This is a genomic window from Microbacterium psychrotolerans (assembly GCF_031085295.1).
GTDB lineage: Bacteria > Actinomycetota > Actinomycetes > Actinomycetales > Microbacteriaceae > Microbacterium > Microbacterium psychrotolerans.
On the sequence record NZ_JAVFWO010000004.1, the window covers coordinates 482,229 to 495,661 of the forward strand.

Here is a 13,433-nt window from a genome sequence, read left to right on the forward strand (position 1 = left end):
GCCTACGGCGGTCTCAGACGGCGGGAGCGGGCGCGGGAGTCTTGCGCTTGCGCGGCTTCTTCTCGGGCACGACGGGGATGGTGCCCGTCTCGGCCGCGATCTCGGCGACGTCGGCAGCCTCTGCGGCGACCTCGACGCGCAGCGCCTGCACGAGCGCGAGGCCGTGGCGGGTCGTCAGGATGATCCGCTGGAACTCGGGGTGCCCCTCGAGGTCGATCACGACGCTGGGCCGTCGACGACGGATGACGGCGAAGTCGTCGCCGCCCGCCGAGCGCCACGTCCCCATCGCGATCACGCCGCGCAGGTGGGTGCCTGGGCTGGGGACGCCCCGCAGCCACGTCCAGGCGTCATCGGTGAGCTGCACCTTGGTGATCGTGGACCGTTCGATGACGACATTCCCCTTGCGGAATGACAGCGCGCGCTCCGATACCGACAGCACCACTTCGAGCTGCGTCGAGTCGAGCAGCAGCGTCACCATGCGACTAGTCTGCCAGCGGGTCGCCCGGGAACCGGGCTCATTTGCTTACGGGAGGGCAACGATCCGCGACCCCGACGTCTCCGCTCGGTGCAAGACTGGATCGGTGACAGTCATGTCCCCCTCCGTCACCGCGCCCCCCGCAGCGGCCTCTCCCGCCGCCGTCGACGCAGCGCTGGCGCGCGCCGCTGCGGGCGAACGGCTCGACGCCGCCGACGCCGGGACGCTGCTCTCCGCGACGGGCGAGCGCTTCGAGCGGCTGCTCGCGATCGCCGGCGAGCTGCGGGATGCCGGGCTCGCGGCATCCGGTCGCCCCGGCGTGATCACGTACTCCCGCAAGGTCTTCGTGCCGCTGACGACACTGTGCCGCGACCGCTGCCACTACTGCGTGTTCGTCGACACCCCCGGCCAGCTGCTGAAGAAGCGCAAGCCCGCGTACATGTCGCCCCAGCAGGTGCTCGCGGTGGTGCGCCAGGGACAGGCGATGGGCTGCAAAGAGGTGCTGCTGACGCTCGGCGACCGCCCCGAGGATCGCTGGCCCGAGGCGAGGGCGTGGCTCGACGAGCACGGATTCTCGTCCACGATCGAGTACGTCACCCACATCGCCCGGCTCGTGACCGCCGAGACCGGGCTGCTCGCCCACGCGAACCCCGGCGTCATGAGCGCGGAGGAGCTGCGGATGCTGCGGCCGACCGCTCCGTCGATGGGCATGATGCTCGAGACGACCTCGCGCCGGCTGTTCGAAGAGCCCGGGCAGGTCCACTTCGGCTCGCCCGACAAGGACCCGGCCGTGCGACTCGAGGTGATCGACGCGGCCGGGCGCGAGCGCGTGCCTTTCACGACCGGCATCCTCGTCGGCATCGGCGAGACCACCGCCGACCGCGCCGAGTCCCTCGTCGCGATCCGCGACGCCCACGAGCGCCACATGGTGGACGGTCAGGGCCACGTGCAGGAAGTGATCGTGCAGAACTTCCGCGCCAAACCCCGCACCGCGATGCAGGGGGCGCCCGACGCCGATCTGCTCGAGTACGTCGCCGCGGTGGCGGTGGCGCGCCTGGTGATGGGGCCGCGCATGCGCATCCAGGTGCCGCCGAACCTCTCGGATCCCACCGAGTTCGGCCTGCTCGTGCGCGCCGGCGCCGACGATTGGGGCGGGGTCTCGCCGCTCACGGCCGATCACGTCAATCCCGAGCGTCCGTGGCCGCACCTCGACGATCTCGCCCGCATGACGGCCGAGCTCGGCTTCGAGCTGCGCGAGCGCCTGACCGCCCAGCCCGAGTTCGTGCTCGACGCCGGGACCTGGATCGACCCCGCCCTGCGTCCCTCCGTCGCCGCGCTCGCCGACCCCTCAACGGGCTTGGCCGTCACACCGGCGCCCCGGAATCGCGAGGGGGCAGATCTCCGCACACCCGCCGCCGACCCGATCCGCGAGCGGGCAGGTCAGCGCACATCGGCCGGCGGAAATGCACCCTCTGGCAGTTCCCGACGGCTCGCCGAAGCGGCGGCGGCGGATCCGCTCGCCCTCGACGACGCCGAGTGGATCGCCCTGCTCGAGGCGACCGGCGACGACCTCGACGTGCTCGCGGCGGCGGCCGACGACGTGCGCCGCTACACGGTGGGCGAAGCGGTCACGCTCGTCGTCAACCGCAACCTCACGTCCTCCGGGCTCCGCTCCGCGCCGACCGACGACCCGGCGACGTTCACGCTCGACGACGTCGGCGCGATCGCCGCCGACGCGTGGGACCTCGGCGCCACCGAGCTGTGCGTGCAGGGTCTCCTGCCGCCGGAGCAAGACGCGTCGGCCTACCTCGACATCGCGCGTGCGGTGAAGGCGGCGGTGCCCGGCATCCATCTCCACGCGTACCGCCCGCAGGACGTGCGCGATCTCGCCGACCGCTCCGGTCTCGGACTCGACGCCGCCCTGGCGGCCCTGCGCGAGGCGGGCGTCGACACCGTTCCCGGCACCGGCGTCAAGGTGCTGAGCGAGCGGGTCCGGGGCCTCGTCGCCCCCGGCGACCTCGAGATCGACGGTTGGATCGAGGGCATCACCGCCGCGCACCGCGCGGGCTTCCGCTCGACGAGCGTGCTGTTCTACGGACACGTCGAGACCGCCGCCGAGCGCGTCGCCCATCTTCGGCGGCTGCGCGCGATCCAGGGCGAGACCGGCGGGTTCACCGAGTTCGTGCCGATCCCCCTTCCCGGCCCCGCCGGCGGTGTGCCGCTCGTTCCCGGCAGGGCGTCGCTCGACGAGCATCGCGCGATGGTCGCGGTGTCGCGCCTGCTGCTGTCGGGCAGCATTCCGCACGTGCAGATCCCGTGGACGCGCGTCGGGCGCGAGGCGTCCGCGGTGCTGCTGCAGTCCGGCGGCGACGATCTCGGCGGCACGCTGCTCGACGGCCGCGTCAGGCCCGAGGCGGGCATCGAGCACGGCCTCGAACTGCCGGTGACGGATGCCGCAGCCATGGTCGCGCGGCTGTTCCGGCCGTTCCGCCGGCGCACGACGACGTACGGCCAGGCGACGCGATGACCCGCGTCGAGGTCGCGATCGTCGGCGCCGGGTTCGCGGGCATCGGCATGGCCATGGCGCTGCGCCGCGCCGGCCGCGAGGACTTCGTCGTGCTCGAGCGCGGCGCATCCGTCGGGGGAACCTGGCGCGACAACACCTACCCGGGCGTCGCGTGCGATGTGCCGTCGCACCTGTACGGCTTCGCCGCGCATCCGAACCCGACCTGGTCCGGGACGTACGCGAAGGGCGCGGAGATCCACTCCTACCTCGAGCACGTCGTGGAAGTCGAGGGCCTGAGCGACCGGCTGCGCCTGCGCACGACGATGCGGGACGCGGAATGGGATGCCGGGGGCAGGGTCTGGCGCATCGGCACCTCCTCCGGGACGGGCGCATCATCCGGAGACGACGGCGGCGTCGGCGTCGGCGACGACGTCATCGTCGCCGACGTGCTCGTACTCGCGTGCGGGCGGCTCACGGAGCCGACGATCCCCCGGATCGCCGGCCTCGAGCAGTTCCCGGGGCCGCTGTTCCACTCTGCACGGTGGGATCACTCCGCCGATCTCACCGGACTGCGCGTCGGTGTCGTGGGCACCGGCGCCAGCGCCGTACAGATCGTGCCCGAGCTCAAGCGCGTGGCGGCGCACGTCACGCTCTTCCAGCGCACGCCCGCATGGATCGTGCCGCGAGGAGGAGACGCGTACTCCGACGCCGACCGCGCCCGGTTCGTCGCGGATCCCTCGTCGCTCGAAGCGCTGCGCGCCGATCTGTACGCCGAGGGCGAGGCGCGCTTCGCGTCGCGCTCGGGCGACTCCGCCGCCGCGGCGGAGGCCGAAGCCGTGGCGCTCGCGCACCTCGAACGGCAGGTCGCCGACCCCGCGCTGCGCGCCGCGCTCACCCCGGACTACGCGTTCGGCTGCAAGCGCGTGCTGCTCTCCGACGAGTTCTACCCCGCCGTGGCGTCCGACGCCGTGTCGCTCGTACCGGGTGCGCTCGCTGCGGTGGAGGGCTCGACGCTCGTCGCCTCCGACGGCACGCGCCATGAGATCGACGCGCTCGTCCTCGCAACCGGCTTCGCCTCGACCCGCCAGCCCTACGCCGACCTCGTCGCCGGCGAGGACGGCCAGACGCTCGCCGAGCACTGGTCCGGTGGGATGACGGCGTTCGCCTCGACCGTCGTCGCCGGCTTCCCCAACCTCTTCGTGCTCAACGGCCCGAACGCCTCGCTCGGCCATTCGTCGTCCGTGCTCATGATCGAGGAGCAGGCGGGATACGTCACACGTGTCCTCGACGGCCGCTCCGGCCGGGTGCTTCGCGTCGACCCCGACGCCGAACGGCAGTACTCCGACGAGATCGCGCAGGCTGCGGCATCCACTCGCTGGATGACCGGCGGATGCCGCAACTGGTACGTCGACGAGCGCTCGGGCCGGCTCGCCCTGCTGTGGCCGGGGACCGTCGACGCCTTCCGGGAGCGGCTCGCCCGGGCCGACGGCTCGGAGTTCCTGCCCGCGCCCGACGCCGCACACCGCGGCCGGGAACTCCCGGGCCCCGATCGCGAACCTGCTCTCGAAGGGAGCCCCGTATGACCGTTCCGCTGCGCTTCGGATACAAGGCGTCCGCCGAGCAGTTCGGCCCGGCCGAGCTGCTCGACTACGCGATCCGAGCAGAGGAGGCCGGATTCGACTCGGTGTTCATCTCGGACCACCTCCAGCCCTGGCTGCACGAGGGCGGGCATGCTCCGGCATCCGTTCCGTGGCTCGGCGCGCTCGGCGCGAAGACCTCGCGCGTGCTCATCGGCACCTCCGTGCTGACCCCGACGTTCCGGTACAACCCGACCGTCGTCGCACAGGACTTCGCGACCCTGGGCGTCATGTACCCGGGGCGCGTGATCCTCGGCGTCGGCACCGGCGAAGCGCTCAACGAGGCGAACCTGGGCATCGCGTGGCCCGACCCGCCCGAGCGGTTCCAGCGCCTCAAGGAGGCGATCGGCCTCATCCGCCGGCTGTGGTCCGAGGACCGCGTCAACTTCGACGGCACCTACTACCACGCGCACAACATCACGATCTACGACAAGCTGCCCGAGCCGGTGCCGATCTACATCGGTGCCGCCGGACCCGCCGCGACCCGCCTCGCCGGTCGTATCGCCGACGGGTTCATCACCACGTCGGGAAAGAAGCGCGAGCTCTACACCGACACGCTCCTGCCGGCGCTGCACGAGGGCCTCGAGAAGGCGGGCCGCGCGGCCGACGCGATCGACACGCTCATCGAGGTGAAGGTGTCGCTCGACGCGACGCTCGAGGCCGCGCAGGAGAAGACGCGGTTCTGGGCGCCGCTCGCCCTCACCCCCGAGGAGAAGATGGGCGTCGACGACCCGATCGAGATGCAGCGCCTCGGCGAGCAGCTTCCGATCGAGCGCGCGGCGTCGCGGTTCATCGTGTCTGACGACCCCGACGAGCACGTCGAGCGCATCGGGTGGTACATCGAGCTCGGCTTCCGCCACCTGGTGTTCCACGACCCCGGCCACGACCAGGGCGCGTTCCTGCGGCTGTACGGCGAGGAGATCCTGCCGCGGCTGCGCGCGCGGTTCGGCGCGTGACCCCGCTGTTCGGTCGGCGTCGGCGCGAAGCGCGCACAGCTCAGGCGGATCCGCCGTCCGCCCGACGTGTCGAGGCCCCGTCGGCCGATCCGCCTGAGTCGCGCACGCCGCGGTGGATCGTAGTGGTCCCGGTCAAGCCGTCGGCGCGCGCCAAGTCCCGCCTCGAGGTGGACGGCGTCGGCCGCGCCGATCTTGCCCGCGCGATCGCCCTCGACACGCTCGCCGCGGCGAGCGCCTGCGAGCTCGTCGCTCAGGTCGTCGTGGTCACCGATGACGCGACGCTCGCACGCGAAGCGGCGCTGATCCCGGCGCTGCGGTTCGTTCCCGAGGGCGACGCGGGCGGGCTCGACGCCGCCGTGGCTGTAGGCGTGGCTGCGATCGATCCGGGGGGACGGATGCCGCGCGCCGCCCTGCTCGGCGACCTCCCGGCTCTGCGACCCGAGGATCTCGCCGAGGCGCTGCGGGCAGCGGCATCCGTCGACCGCACCGTCGTGCCCGACGCGGAGGGCACGGGATCGACGCTGGTGACCGCACGCGCGGGCGTCGCGTGGGAGACGTCGTTCGGCGACGGCTCGTTCGCGCGGCACGTCGCGCTGGGGTGTGAGGCGCTCCCGATCGCGGATGCCTCCACGCTGCGTCGCGACGTCGACACCGCCGCGCAGCTGACGGCCGCCGCCGCGCTCGGCCTCGGCCCCCGCACCGCCGCACTGCTGGCCGCGCACGCCGAGACCTGACGCCTCGGCCCAGGGATGGCGCCGGTCGACCGCCACGGCGCTAGCCTGGCGTGATGAGCGACTACGAGGTGCTGGAGATCGGCGGGCTCGACGAGTGGCGGGCGCACTACGGCGGGTTCCGGCCCGACAGCTCGCGCGACGGGCGCCGAGTGGTCGATCACGAGCTGAATCTGCAGTACATCGGCATGACCGCGAACGCGTACGAGCCGGGTGAGGAAGCGGGCTACTGGCACGTGCACTCGCGCGTGGAGGAGGCCTACGTGTTCCTCGCCGGCCGTGGCCAGATGGCGCTCGACGACGACATCATCGACGTCGGTCCGGGCACCGTGGTGCGGGTGGGTCAGGGGGTGCTGCGCACGTGGCGTGCGCTGCCCGACAGCCCCGAGGAGCTGCGCTGGCTGTGCATCCGCGCCGGCGGCCGCGAACTGCCTCAGCTGCCCGACGACAGCCAGCGCGCCCCCGACCGCGCCTCGCCCTGGACCTGACCCGGCGGGCCGGGATCCCAGCGCGGTCGCGCGACGGTCAGCCGACGAGCAGGTACACCGCACCGACGATGGTGAAGGCGATCACGAGCTTCTCGAACACCGACTGCGGCAAGCGGTCGGCCAGCCAGCGGCCGAGGAAGGCGGATGCGACGACGAGCGGCACGAGCACGAGGTCGACGAGCAGCCCCGGCACTGTGATGATGCCGATGCCGATCGAGAACGGCACCTTGAAGAGGTTGACGATGGCGAAGAACCACGCCGCGGTGCCGAGGAACGCCTTCACCTCGAAGCGCGCCGCGAGGAAGTACATCGACATCACCGGCCCGGCGGCGTTCGCGACCATCGTGGTGAAGCCGCCGAGCGACCCGTAGGTCGCGGCGGCGATGCGGTGCGGGCCCGCGGTGTCGACCTGCGACATGAACCGGCGGCGCAGCAACGTGATGGCGATCACCGCGAGCAGGATGACGCCGATCGACCGCTTGACCCAGAGGTCGTCGGCGAACCAGAGGAACACGACGCCGAGCAGCACGCCGACGACGACGGCGGGGGCGAGCCGCAGCAGGGTGCGCCAGTCCGCGTGGCGGCGATACATGGTCACGGCGAACAGGTCGGCCACGATCAGCAGGAGCAGGAGCACGCCGGTCGACTGCTTCGCCGGGAGGACGGCCGCGAAGATCGCGACGGCGATGGTGCCCGCTCCCGGAACGGCGGTCTTCGACAGCCCCACCACGACCGCGCCGACGCCGAGCAGGGCCCACGCCCACCACGCCAGCTCGGGCACGTCAGAGAGCTCGATCGTCGGCCAGGCCGGCGGTCAGCGCCGCCTCGCCCAGCGCGGTCCGGCGTGCATCGTCCGTCATCCACAGCGGACGCACGAGCGAGCGGATGCCGAGCCCGGCCACCTCGTCGGCCGCGGCCTCGTCCTCCTCGGCGATGAGCCACGCGTCGAGCAGGCCGCCGTCCGCGCGCGCACCGTACAGACCCGCCACCGCGGCGGCGGAGGTCTCGACGCCGATCGCCGTGAGGCAGACGTCGGCCATGCCGCGCACGACCTTGCCGCCGATGACCGGCGAGACGCCGACGACCGGCGCCGCGGTGTCGCGCAGCGCCTGACGGATGCCGGGCACGTCGAGGATCGGGCCGATCGACACGACGGGGTTCGAGGGCGCGAGGAGCACGACGTCGGCTGCCGCGAGGGCCTCGGTCAGGCCGGGCGCGGGAGCCGCGGCGTCGATGCCGGGGTTCTCGAACCGCGCGGGCGCGAGAGTGGCGCGGTGGCGCGTCCACCACTCCTGGAAGTGCAGGCGTGAACCGTCTTCGAGTACGACGATGGTGTCGACCTCGGCGTCGGTCATCGGGAGCAGGCGTGCGCCGAGGTCCCAGCGATGCGACATCCGCTCGAGCACCTGCGTGGGCGTCAGGCCGTCGCGCAGCCAGCCGGTGCGAGCGAGATGGGTGCCGAGGTCGAGGTCGCCGAGCGTGAACCAGGGCCAGCCGGCGCCCCACTCCTGCAGCTCGTGGTTGACGCGCTCGCTGTCGCCCTGACGCCCCCAGCCGCGTTCGGCGTCGTTCACGCCGGCGAGCGCGTAGGTGATCGAGTCGACGTCGGGCTGAAGACGGACGCCGGAGAGCCACAGGTCGTCACCGGTGTTGACGACGACGGTGAGCGCCGACGTGGTGTCGTCGATGCCGCGCCCACGGAGCGCTCCGCGGACGCCCAGCACGAAGCGGGAGCCGCCGACGCCGCCCGCGAGCACGACGATGCGCGGCGTGCCGGTCATCCGACGTCAGCCCCGGCTGTCCATGCCGAGCCGCGGGAGCACGCCGGTGCGGGGCGCGAACTCGTCGGCCGCGTGCGGCAGCGAGAACTTTGCGACCGCGTCGATGAGCGCGTCGACGGTCTGCGCGTCGGCGATGACGTCGACGTCGAGACCGGCCCGGCGCGCATCCTTGGCGGTGCGCGGCCCGATCGCGGCGATCAGGGTGGTGGCGGGGATGTGGGGGAACTGCTCGTGCACCTGCTCGGCGACCGAGCCGCTGGTCACGAGGATGGCGTTGATGCGCCCGGATCGGACGTCTTCGGCGATGCGATCGGTCACCGGCACCCCGACGGTGCGGTACGCGACCACGCTGCGGACGCGGTGACCGGCATCGGTCAGCATCCGCGTGAGGACCGGCTTCGCGATCTCGCTGCGGAGGGTGAGGATGTCGCGGGCCTGCGGCTCGAGGCCGATGAGCTGCTCGGCCATGCCGGCCGCGGAGTTGTCGCGCTCGGGGACGAGGTCGACGCGATAGCCGACGGCGAGGAGCGCCGCCGCGGTGGTCTCGCCGACCGCCGCGACCTTCGTGGTCGGCGGGACGACGGCTCGATACGCGTAGAGCACATCGACGGTCGTAGCGCTGGTGACGGTGAGCCAGTCGAACTTGCCGGCCGCCAAGTCGGCGAGCGCCTGCTCGAGCGTGGCCTGATCGTTCGTGGGCGCGAAGTTGATGAGAGGCGCGATGACCGGGGTCGCGCCCTGACGGCGGAGAGTGGCCGCGACGCCGTCACCCCAAGGGCCGCCCCGGGGGACGAGAACGCGCCAGCCGGTCAATGGTTTGACGGACTGGTGCTGAGCTGCGGCGGTGTTCATAAGGGGGTCGACTCTCGATGGTGCTCAGTCGGCCGCTCACCACGTTCGAGCAGCCGATGCGCGATTCGAATCGGGTTCGCGCGATCGGCAGCATACGCACCGTTGCACTGCCTTGCCTCCCGAGCATACCCCTCATCCCGGAAGCAGTGCCCCTGCCCTGTGGAGAGCGCGGCGAGCGGCGGGGTCAGCGGGTGTACAGGCGGACGAAACCCCAGACGGCGGCGCCGATCGCTACGGCACCCACGACGACCGCTGCGGCGGCGAGCGCGGGCTTGCGGCGCTGGAAGGCGCGAGCCTGCTCGACACCGTCGTCCACCGCCCGGCCGACGCGCCGTGGCACGTTGGCCTTCTCTTCGATCGCGGCGAGCGCGGCCTTCAGCTCGGTGCGCGCCTGCACGACGGGGTCGCCGATGCCGAGCGGAACGGCGGTGCGGGGCACGGGTACGGGCACGACGGCGTCAGAGCTCATCGCGCACCTCCTTCACATCCAGGGCGATCGACTGCACGGGGTTCTGACGCTCGCCGATCTTCTTGAAGCGGAGGATGCCCAGCCAGGCCAGCACCGCCGTGATCACGAGCATCGCGAAGAAGACGACGAGCGCAGACAGCCACACCGGCCACCATGACGACAGCCCTGCGATCACGAAGGTCCCGAGGACGGGCACCGACCAGAAAAGGACGAACAGCGCGGCGAACGCCCACAGCGCACCCCACCCGCCGTCCTTCGCGGTGCGGGAGAGCCAGGCCTTGGCGGCGTCGATCTCCGCGATGACGAGGTTGCGGATCAGCTCCGGGATCTCGCCGATCAGGGTGAGCAGGCTGTCGTCCGCGCGGTCGCGGAAGCCACGCGGCGTGGTCATCACGTCAGGCCCCGCCGCGGCCGTTCTCCGACGCGTCGTCAATCGCGTCGTCGACGGCGTCCTTCACCGCCTTCGCCGAGGTCTGCGCCGCCTTCTCCACGTCGTCGGCCGAGTCCTCGCCGACTTTGAGGGCGGCGTCGAGCTTCTGCCCGGGCGTGCCCTTCGCTCCGGCGGCCTGGGTGACCTTGACCGCCGATTCCCACAGCGTCGACGGCAGCGCCATCGCCTGCGACTTGGCGAAGTCCTTCACCTTGTCGACCTGCGTCTGCACGGGCTCGGCGTTCCACACCTTCAGCCACTGCCCTTTGATCTGCTCGTACCGCTCTCGGCCCGCCCGCGTACCGAGGACGTACCCGATCGCAAGTCCGACGACCAGTCCTGCCTTGCCCTTCATGAGGTCTCCTCACGCTCGGTGTGCACCTGACGACTCTCCCAGGGTAGCCCTGTATGCCGATTCCGGCATCCACCCTTGACACCGGTCGTCACGGCGTGCTCACTCGGTCGCAGCCGCGCCCCACAGCACCTGGCGGCGCATCCGGTCGGTCTCCTCGCGCGCATCGGCGACGACCTGGGCGAGCCCGCTTCCCGAGAGCCACGCACCGACCGTCGCCAGACCGTGCGCACGCTCGACCGCAGCGCGCACCTCGGCCGTGCGATCGCGGTGGCCGAGGGCTGAGGCGGGCGGGGCGAGGGTGAACGCGTCACGGTGCGCGCCGACGATCCGGTCCGCGCCGAGGGTCACGCCGAGGAGGGCGGATGCCTCCGCCACCGCGAGCGCGGCGGCATCGGCGTCGGTCAGTGGCGCGGTGGCGGGCACACCTCTCGGCGCGCCGAAGGCGACGCGGAGGACGTGGCGGCCAGGCCCGAGCTCCCGGGCGAGCCAGTCCCAGCGCGCGGTCTCGTGTACGAGTCCGGTCGCCACGCGTGCACCGGCCACGGCGTGGACGTGCGCGCCGCGCGGAGCCGCGTCGAGCTCGGCGGCGTCGACGACCAGCGTCACCACCTCCCGTGGGATGCCCGCGGGCGGAACGCCGGCGAACTCGGGGGCGCCGAGCGCCGGGGCCAGGAGTGCACGCGCGGCGGCTTCGTCCGTCGCGATGACGACGGCGTCGGCCAGGAGGTCGGCCGGGGGGCCGGCATCCGCCTCGCCACTCGTCACGGCCGAACTGGTCGCGGTCTCCAGAGCGACCGTCCACGTCTCGCCGGTGCGCACGACTCTCGTCGCCCGTGCGTCCGTGTGGACGACGACCCCGCGCTCTGCGAGCCGTCCCGCCAGAGCGGCCACGAGCTGCGGCATCCCGCCGTCCAGTCCTTCGATCCCGGCGCCGGTCGCACCCACGCGGACGTCGGCGACGGCGCCGCCCAGCCAGCCGGTGCGGGTGAGCGCGTTGCTCAGTCCCGGCGCCGCGATCTCGACGTCGACGTCGTCGGGGTCGAGGCCGAAGCGGTCCACGGTAAGCGGTGCGACGAGGCGGTCGCGCACCTTGGCGCCCACACGGCTCCGAACGAGGCGGCCGAGGCTGCGCTGGGCGCCGATCGTGAGCGGCGGACGCAGGCGATCGAGGTAGGCACGCCACGTGCCATCCCAGCCGATCAGCCGGCGCACGTCTTCGTCCCACGGGTTCGCCGGGATGCCGAGCACCTGCTCCGCCGGCAGGGGCGCACCACCCCCTTTCGGGAGGCCGGCGATCCACTCGCGGTCGTCACGCGGGGTCACGACGGGGGCGCCCGGCAGCACCTCGTCGACGAGCCGCCGTACGGCGCCGCCGCGGGTCGACCAGCAGGTGACGCCCATCTCGAGATCGTGGCCGCCGATGCGTGCGGAGCCGATCGTGCCGCCGAGGCGATCGGATGCCTCCACGAGCGTGACGCCCATACCGACCTTGGCGCACTCCCAAGCCGCGACGAGCCCGGCGATGCCCCCGCCGATCACCACCACGTGCGTCTGGCGGGCATGATCCACGAGGTCCTGGAGCGGTTCGGCGGCGGGGCCGATATCCCCGGTCGCTCGAGGCGGCGCGCCGGCGGCGTCTGGAGAGGGCATGGGGTCGGTCACGGCATCCATACTCCCATTCGCGCACTGCCGCGCCGGGGGCCGCGAGTGCGAGACTGGGGCCATGACGCTCCACATCACGGGCGACGACGACGCCGATCGCCTGCTGACCGACGACCCGCTCGCCCTGCTCATCGGCATGCTGCTCGATCAGCAGGTCGCGATGGAGACCGCTTTCGCCGGTCCGCTCAAGATCTCGGAACGAGCGGGAACGCTGGATGCCGCTGCCCTGGCGAGCTTCGATCCGGAGGCGTTCGCCGCACTGTTCTCGGCGACGCCCGCGGTGCACCGGTTCCCGGGATCGATGGCCGCGCGGGTGCAGGCGCTGTGCACTGCGATCGGCCAGGACTGGGGCGGCGACGCCTCGGCGATCTGGAGGCGCGACGAGCCGGACGGACCCACGGTGCTCAAGCGACTCAAGGCCCTGCCGGGGTTCGGGGAGCAGAAGGCGAAGATCTTCCTCGCGCTGCTCGGCAAGCAGTACGGCTACACCGGCGACGGATGGCGTGAGGCGTCAGCGCCCTACGGCGAGGAAGGTTCGTTCCGCAGCGTCGCCGACATCGTCTCGCCGGAGTCTCTGACGAAGGTGCGCGAGCACAAGCGCGCCATGAAAGCGGCCGCGAAGTCGGGTGGCGGGGGCGTCTGATGAAGAAGACCGGCGGTGACGTCGACGAGTTCCTCGCGGCCGTGGGCTCTCCGAAGCGGCGCCGGGATGCCGCGACGATGGTCGCCCTCATGCGGGATGTCACAGGACGCGAGCCCGAGCTGTGGGGCACGATCGTCGGCTTCGGGTCGTGCCACTACCACTACCCCACCGGCACTGAGGGCGACGCCCCCATCAGCGCGTTCGCCCCGCGCCGCCAGGCGACGACGGTCTACCTGCTCGACGCCGGGGCGCACGGCGAGCGGCTGGCGAGGCTGGGCCCGCACGAGATCGGCGTCGGCTGCCTGTACCTCAAGGATCTCGAGGCGATCGACGCCGAGGTGCTGCGAGAGATCGTTGCCGAGGACTACCGGCGCGTGATCGACGGAGACACCGGCTCGGCGACGCTCACCGTCACCGGCTGACGCGCGTCGCCTGCGCCGACCCGATC

The 13,433-nt window shown here is 72.4% G+C and carries 15 protein-coding genes; 7 read left to right on the forward strand and 8 right to left on the reverse strand.

The window, feature by feature from the left end; genetic code table 11:
- Positions 1-13: 13 nt before the first annotated feature.
- Positions 14-478, reverse strand: a complete 465-nt coding sequence (locus Q9R08_RS15200; RefSeq protein WP_308868952.1) for a hypothetical protein — start codon at positions 476-478, stop codon at positions 14-16.
- A gap of 112 nt (positions 479-590) precedes the next feature.
- Between Q9R08_RS15200 and cofG the strand changes: the two genes are divergently transcribed.
- The 5 genes from cofG to Q9R08_RS15225 all read left to right on the forward strand — a co-directional run bounded on the left by cofG (position 591) and on the right by Q9R08_RS15225 (position 6,793).
- Positions 591-3,002 carry a 7,8-didemethyl-8-hydroxy-5-deazariboflavin synthase CofG gene (gene cofG, locus Q9R08_RS15205; RefSeq protein ID WP_308869109.1) on the forward strand — a complete coding sequence of 804 codons (2,412 nt, stop codon included), beginning with the start codon at positions 591-593 and terminating at the stop codon, positions 3,000-3,002.
- The gene (locus Q9R08_RS15210) at positions 2,999-4,564 is read left to right on the forward strand and encodes a flavin-containing monooxygenase (RefSeq protein WP_308868953.1); all 1,566 of its coding nucleotides are present in this window, start codon (positions 2,999-3,001) and stop codon (positions 4,562-4,564) included. The genes cofG and Q9R08_RS15210 overlap by 4 nt, the downstream gene beginning before the upstream one ends.
- Positions 4,561-5,574 (forward strand): glucose-6-phosphate dehydrogenase (coenzyme-F420), encoded by a 1,014-nt coding sequence (gene fgd / locus Q9R08_RS15215; RefSeq protein WP_308868954.1) that lies wholly within the window; start codon positions 4,561-4,563, stop codon positions 5,572-5,574. Before Q9R08_RS15210 ends, fgd begins: the two co-directional genes overlap by 4 nt.
- A 122-nt stretch (positions 5,575-5,696) precedes the next feature.
- Positions 5,697-6,308 (forward strand): 2-phospho-L-lactate guanylyltransferase, encoded by a 612-nt coding sequence (cofC, locus tag Q9R08_RS15220; protein ID WP_308868955.1) that lies wholly within the window; start codon positions 5,697-5,699, stop codon positions 6,306-6,308.
- Between the two features lie 53 nt (positions 6,309-6,361).
- On the forward strand, positions 6,362-6,793 hold the full coding sequence (locus Q9R08_RS15225; RefSeq protein ID WP_308868956.1) for a cupin domain-containing protein: 432 nt from the start codon (positions 6,362-6,364) through the stop codon (positions 6,791-6,793).
- Positions 6,794-6,830: 37 nt separating this feature from the next.
- Here the strand turns inward: Q9R08_RS15225 and Q9R08_RS15230 are convergent, their stop codons facing one another.
- From Q9R08_RS15230 to Q9R08_RS15260, 7 genes are all read right to left on the reverse strand, one after another.
- Positions 6,831-7,574 carry a sulfite exporter TauE/SafE family protein gene (locus Q9R08_RS15230; protein WP_308868957.1) on the reverse strand — a complete coding sequence of 248 codons (744 nt, stop codon included), beginning with the start codon at positions 7,572-7,574 and terminating at the stop codon, positions 6,831-6,833.
- A gap of 1 nt (position 7,575) precedes the next feature.
- Positions 7,576-8,574, reverse strand: a complete 999-nt coding sequence (cofD, locus tag Q9R08_RS15235) for a 2-phospho-L-lactate transferase (protein ID WP_308868958.1) — start codon at positions 8,572-8,574, stop codon at positions 7,576-7,578.
- Between the two features lie 6 nt (positions 8,575-8,580).
- Positions 8,581-9,426, reverse strand: coding sequence for a uroporphyrinogen-III synthase (locus Q9R08_RS15240; protein WP_308868959.1), 846 nt, complete (start codon positions 9,424-9,426; stop codon positions 8,581-8,583).
- 184 nt (positions 9,427-9,610) lie between these two features.
- Positions 9,611-9,895: a hypothetical protein gene (locus tag Q9R08_RS15245; RefSeq protein WP_308868960.1), complete on the reverse strand. Its 285-nt coding sequence runs from the start codon at positions 9,893-9,895 to the stop codon at positions 9,611-9,613.
- The gene (locus tag Q9R08_RS15250) at positions 9,885-10,286 is read right to left on the reverse strand and encodes a phage holin family protein (RefSeq protein ID WP_308868961.1); all 402 of its coding nucleotides are present in this window, start codon (positions 10,284-10,286) and stop codon (positions 9,885-9,887) included. Before Q9R08_RS15250 ends, Q9R08_RS15245 begins: the two co-directional genes overlap by 11 nt.
- Positions 10,287-10,290: 4 nt before the next feature.
- On the reverse strand, positions 10,291-10,680 hold the full coding sequence (locus tag Q9R08_RS15255) for a hypothetical protein (RefSeq protein WP_308868962.1): 390 nt from the start codon (positions 10,678-10,680) through the stop codon (positions 10,291-10,293).
- Between the two features lie 99 nt (positions 10,681-10,779).
- Complete coding sequence (locus Q9R08_RS15260; RefSeq protein WP_308868963.1) at positions 10,780-12,342, reverse strand: protoporphyrinogen/coproporphyrinogen oxidase; 1,563 nt, start codon at positions 12,340-12,342, stop codon at positions 10,780-10,782.
- 61 nt (positions 12,343-12,403) lie between these two features.
- Here Q9R08_RS15260 and Q9R08_RS15265 point away from each other — a divergent pair, with 61 nt between their 5' ends.
- The gene (locus tag Q9R08_RS15265; RefSeq protein WP_308868964.1) at positions 12,404-12,985 is read left to right on the forward strand and encodes an HhH-GPD-type base excision DNA repair protein; all 582 of its coding nucleotides are present in this window, start codon (positions 12,404-12,406) and stop codon (positions 12,983-12,985) included.
- Complete coding sequence (locus Q9R08_RS15270; RefSeq protein ID WP_308868965.1) at positions 12,985-13,407, forward strand: DUF1801 domain-containing protein; 423 nt, start codon at positions 12,985-12,987, stop codon at positions 13,405-13,407. The genes Q9R08_RS15265 and Q9R08_RS15270 overlap by 1 nt, the downstream gene beginning before the upstream one ends.
- Positions 13,408-13,433 lie beyond the last annotated feature (26 nt).

What these genes read in the sequence shown, in the direction of transcription:
- Q9R08_RS15270 (WP_308868965.1), top strand. Translation starts at nt 12,985, where the DNA reads ATGAAGAAGACCGGCGGTGACGTCGACGAGTTCCTCGCGGCCGTGGGC.
- Q9R08_RS15240 (WP_308868959.1), bottom strand. Translation starts at nt 9,426, where the DNA reads ATGAACACCGCCGCAGCTCAGCACCAGTCCGTCAAACCATTGACCGGC.
- Q9R08_RS15210 (WP_308868953.1), top strand. Translation starts at nt 2,999, where the DNA reads ATGACCCGCGTCGAGGTCGCGATCGTCGGCGCCGGGTTCGCGGGCATC.
- Q9R08_RS15265 (WP_308868964.1), top strand. Translation starts at nt 12,404, where the DNA reads ATGACGCTCCACATCACGGGCGACGACGACGCCGATCGCCTGCTGACC.
- Q9R08_RS15245 (WP_308868960.1), bottom strand. Translation starts at nt 9,895, where the DNA reads ATGAGCTCTGACGCCGTCGTGCCCGTACCCGTGCCCCGCACCGCCGTT.
- Q9R08_RS15200 (WP_308868952.1), bottom strand. Translation starts at nt 478, where the DNA reads ATGGTGACGCTGCTGCTCGACTCGACGCAGCTCGAAGTGGTGCTGTCG.
- Q9R08_RS15250 (WP_308868961.1), bottom strand. Translation starts at nt 10,286, where the DNA reads ATGACCACGCCGCGTGGCTTCCGCGACCGCGCGGACGACAGCCTGCTC.
- fgd (WP_308868954.1), top strand. Translation starts at nt 4,561, where the DNA reads ATGACCGTTCCGCTGCGCTTCGGATACAAGGCGTCCGCCGAGCAGTTC.
- cofG (WP_308869109.1), top strand. Translation starts at nt 591, where the DNA reads ATGTCCCCCTCCGTCACCGCGCCCCCCGCAGCGGCCTCTCCCGCCGCC.
- Q9R08_RS15255 (WP_308868962.1), bottom strand. Translation starts at nt 10,680, where the DNA reads ATGAAGGGCAAGGCAGGACTGGTCGTCGGACTTGCGATCGGGTACGTC.
- Q9R08_RS15225 (WP_308868956.1), top strand. Translation starts at nt 6,362, where the DNA reads ATGAGCGACTACGAGGTGCTGGAGATCGGCGGGCTCGACGAGTGGCGG.
- cofD (WP_308868958.1), bottom strand. Translation starts at nt 8,574, where the DNA reads ATGACCGGCACGCCGCGCATCGTCGTGCTCGCGGGCGGCGTCGGCGGC.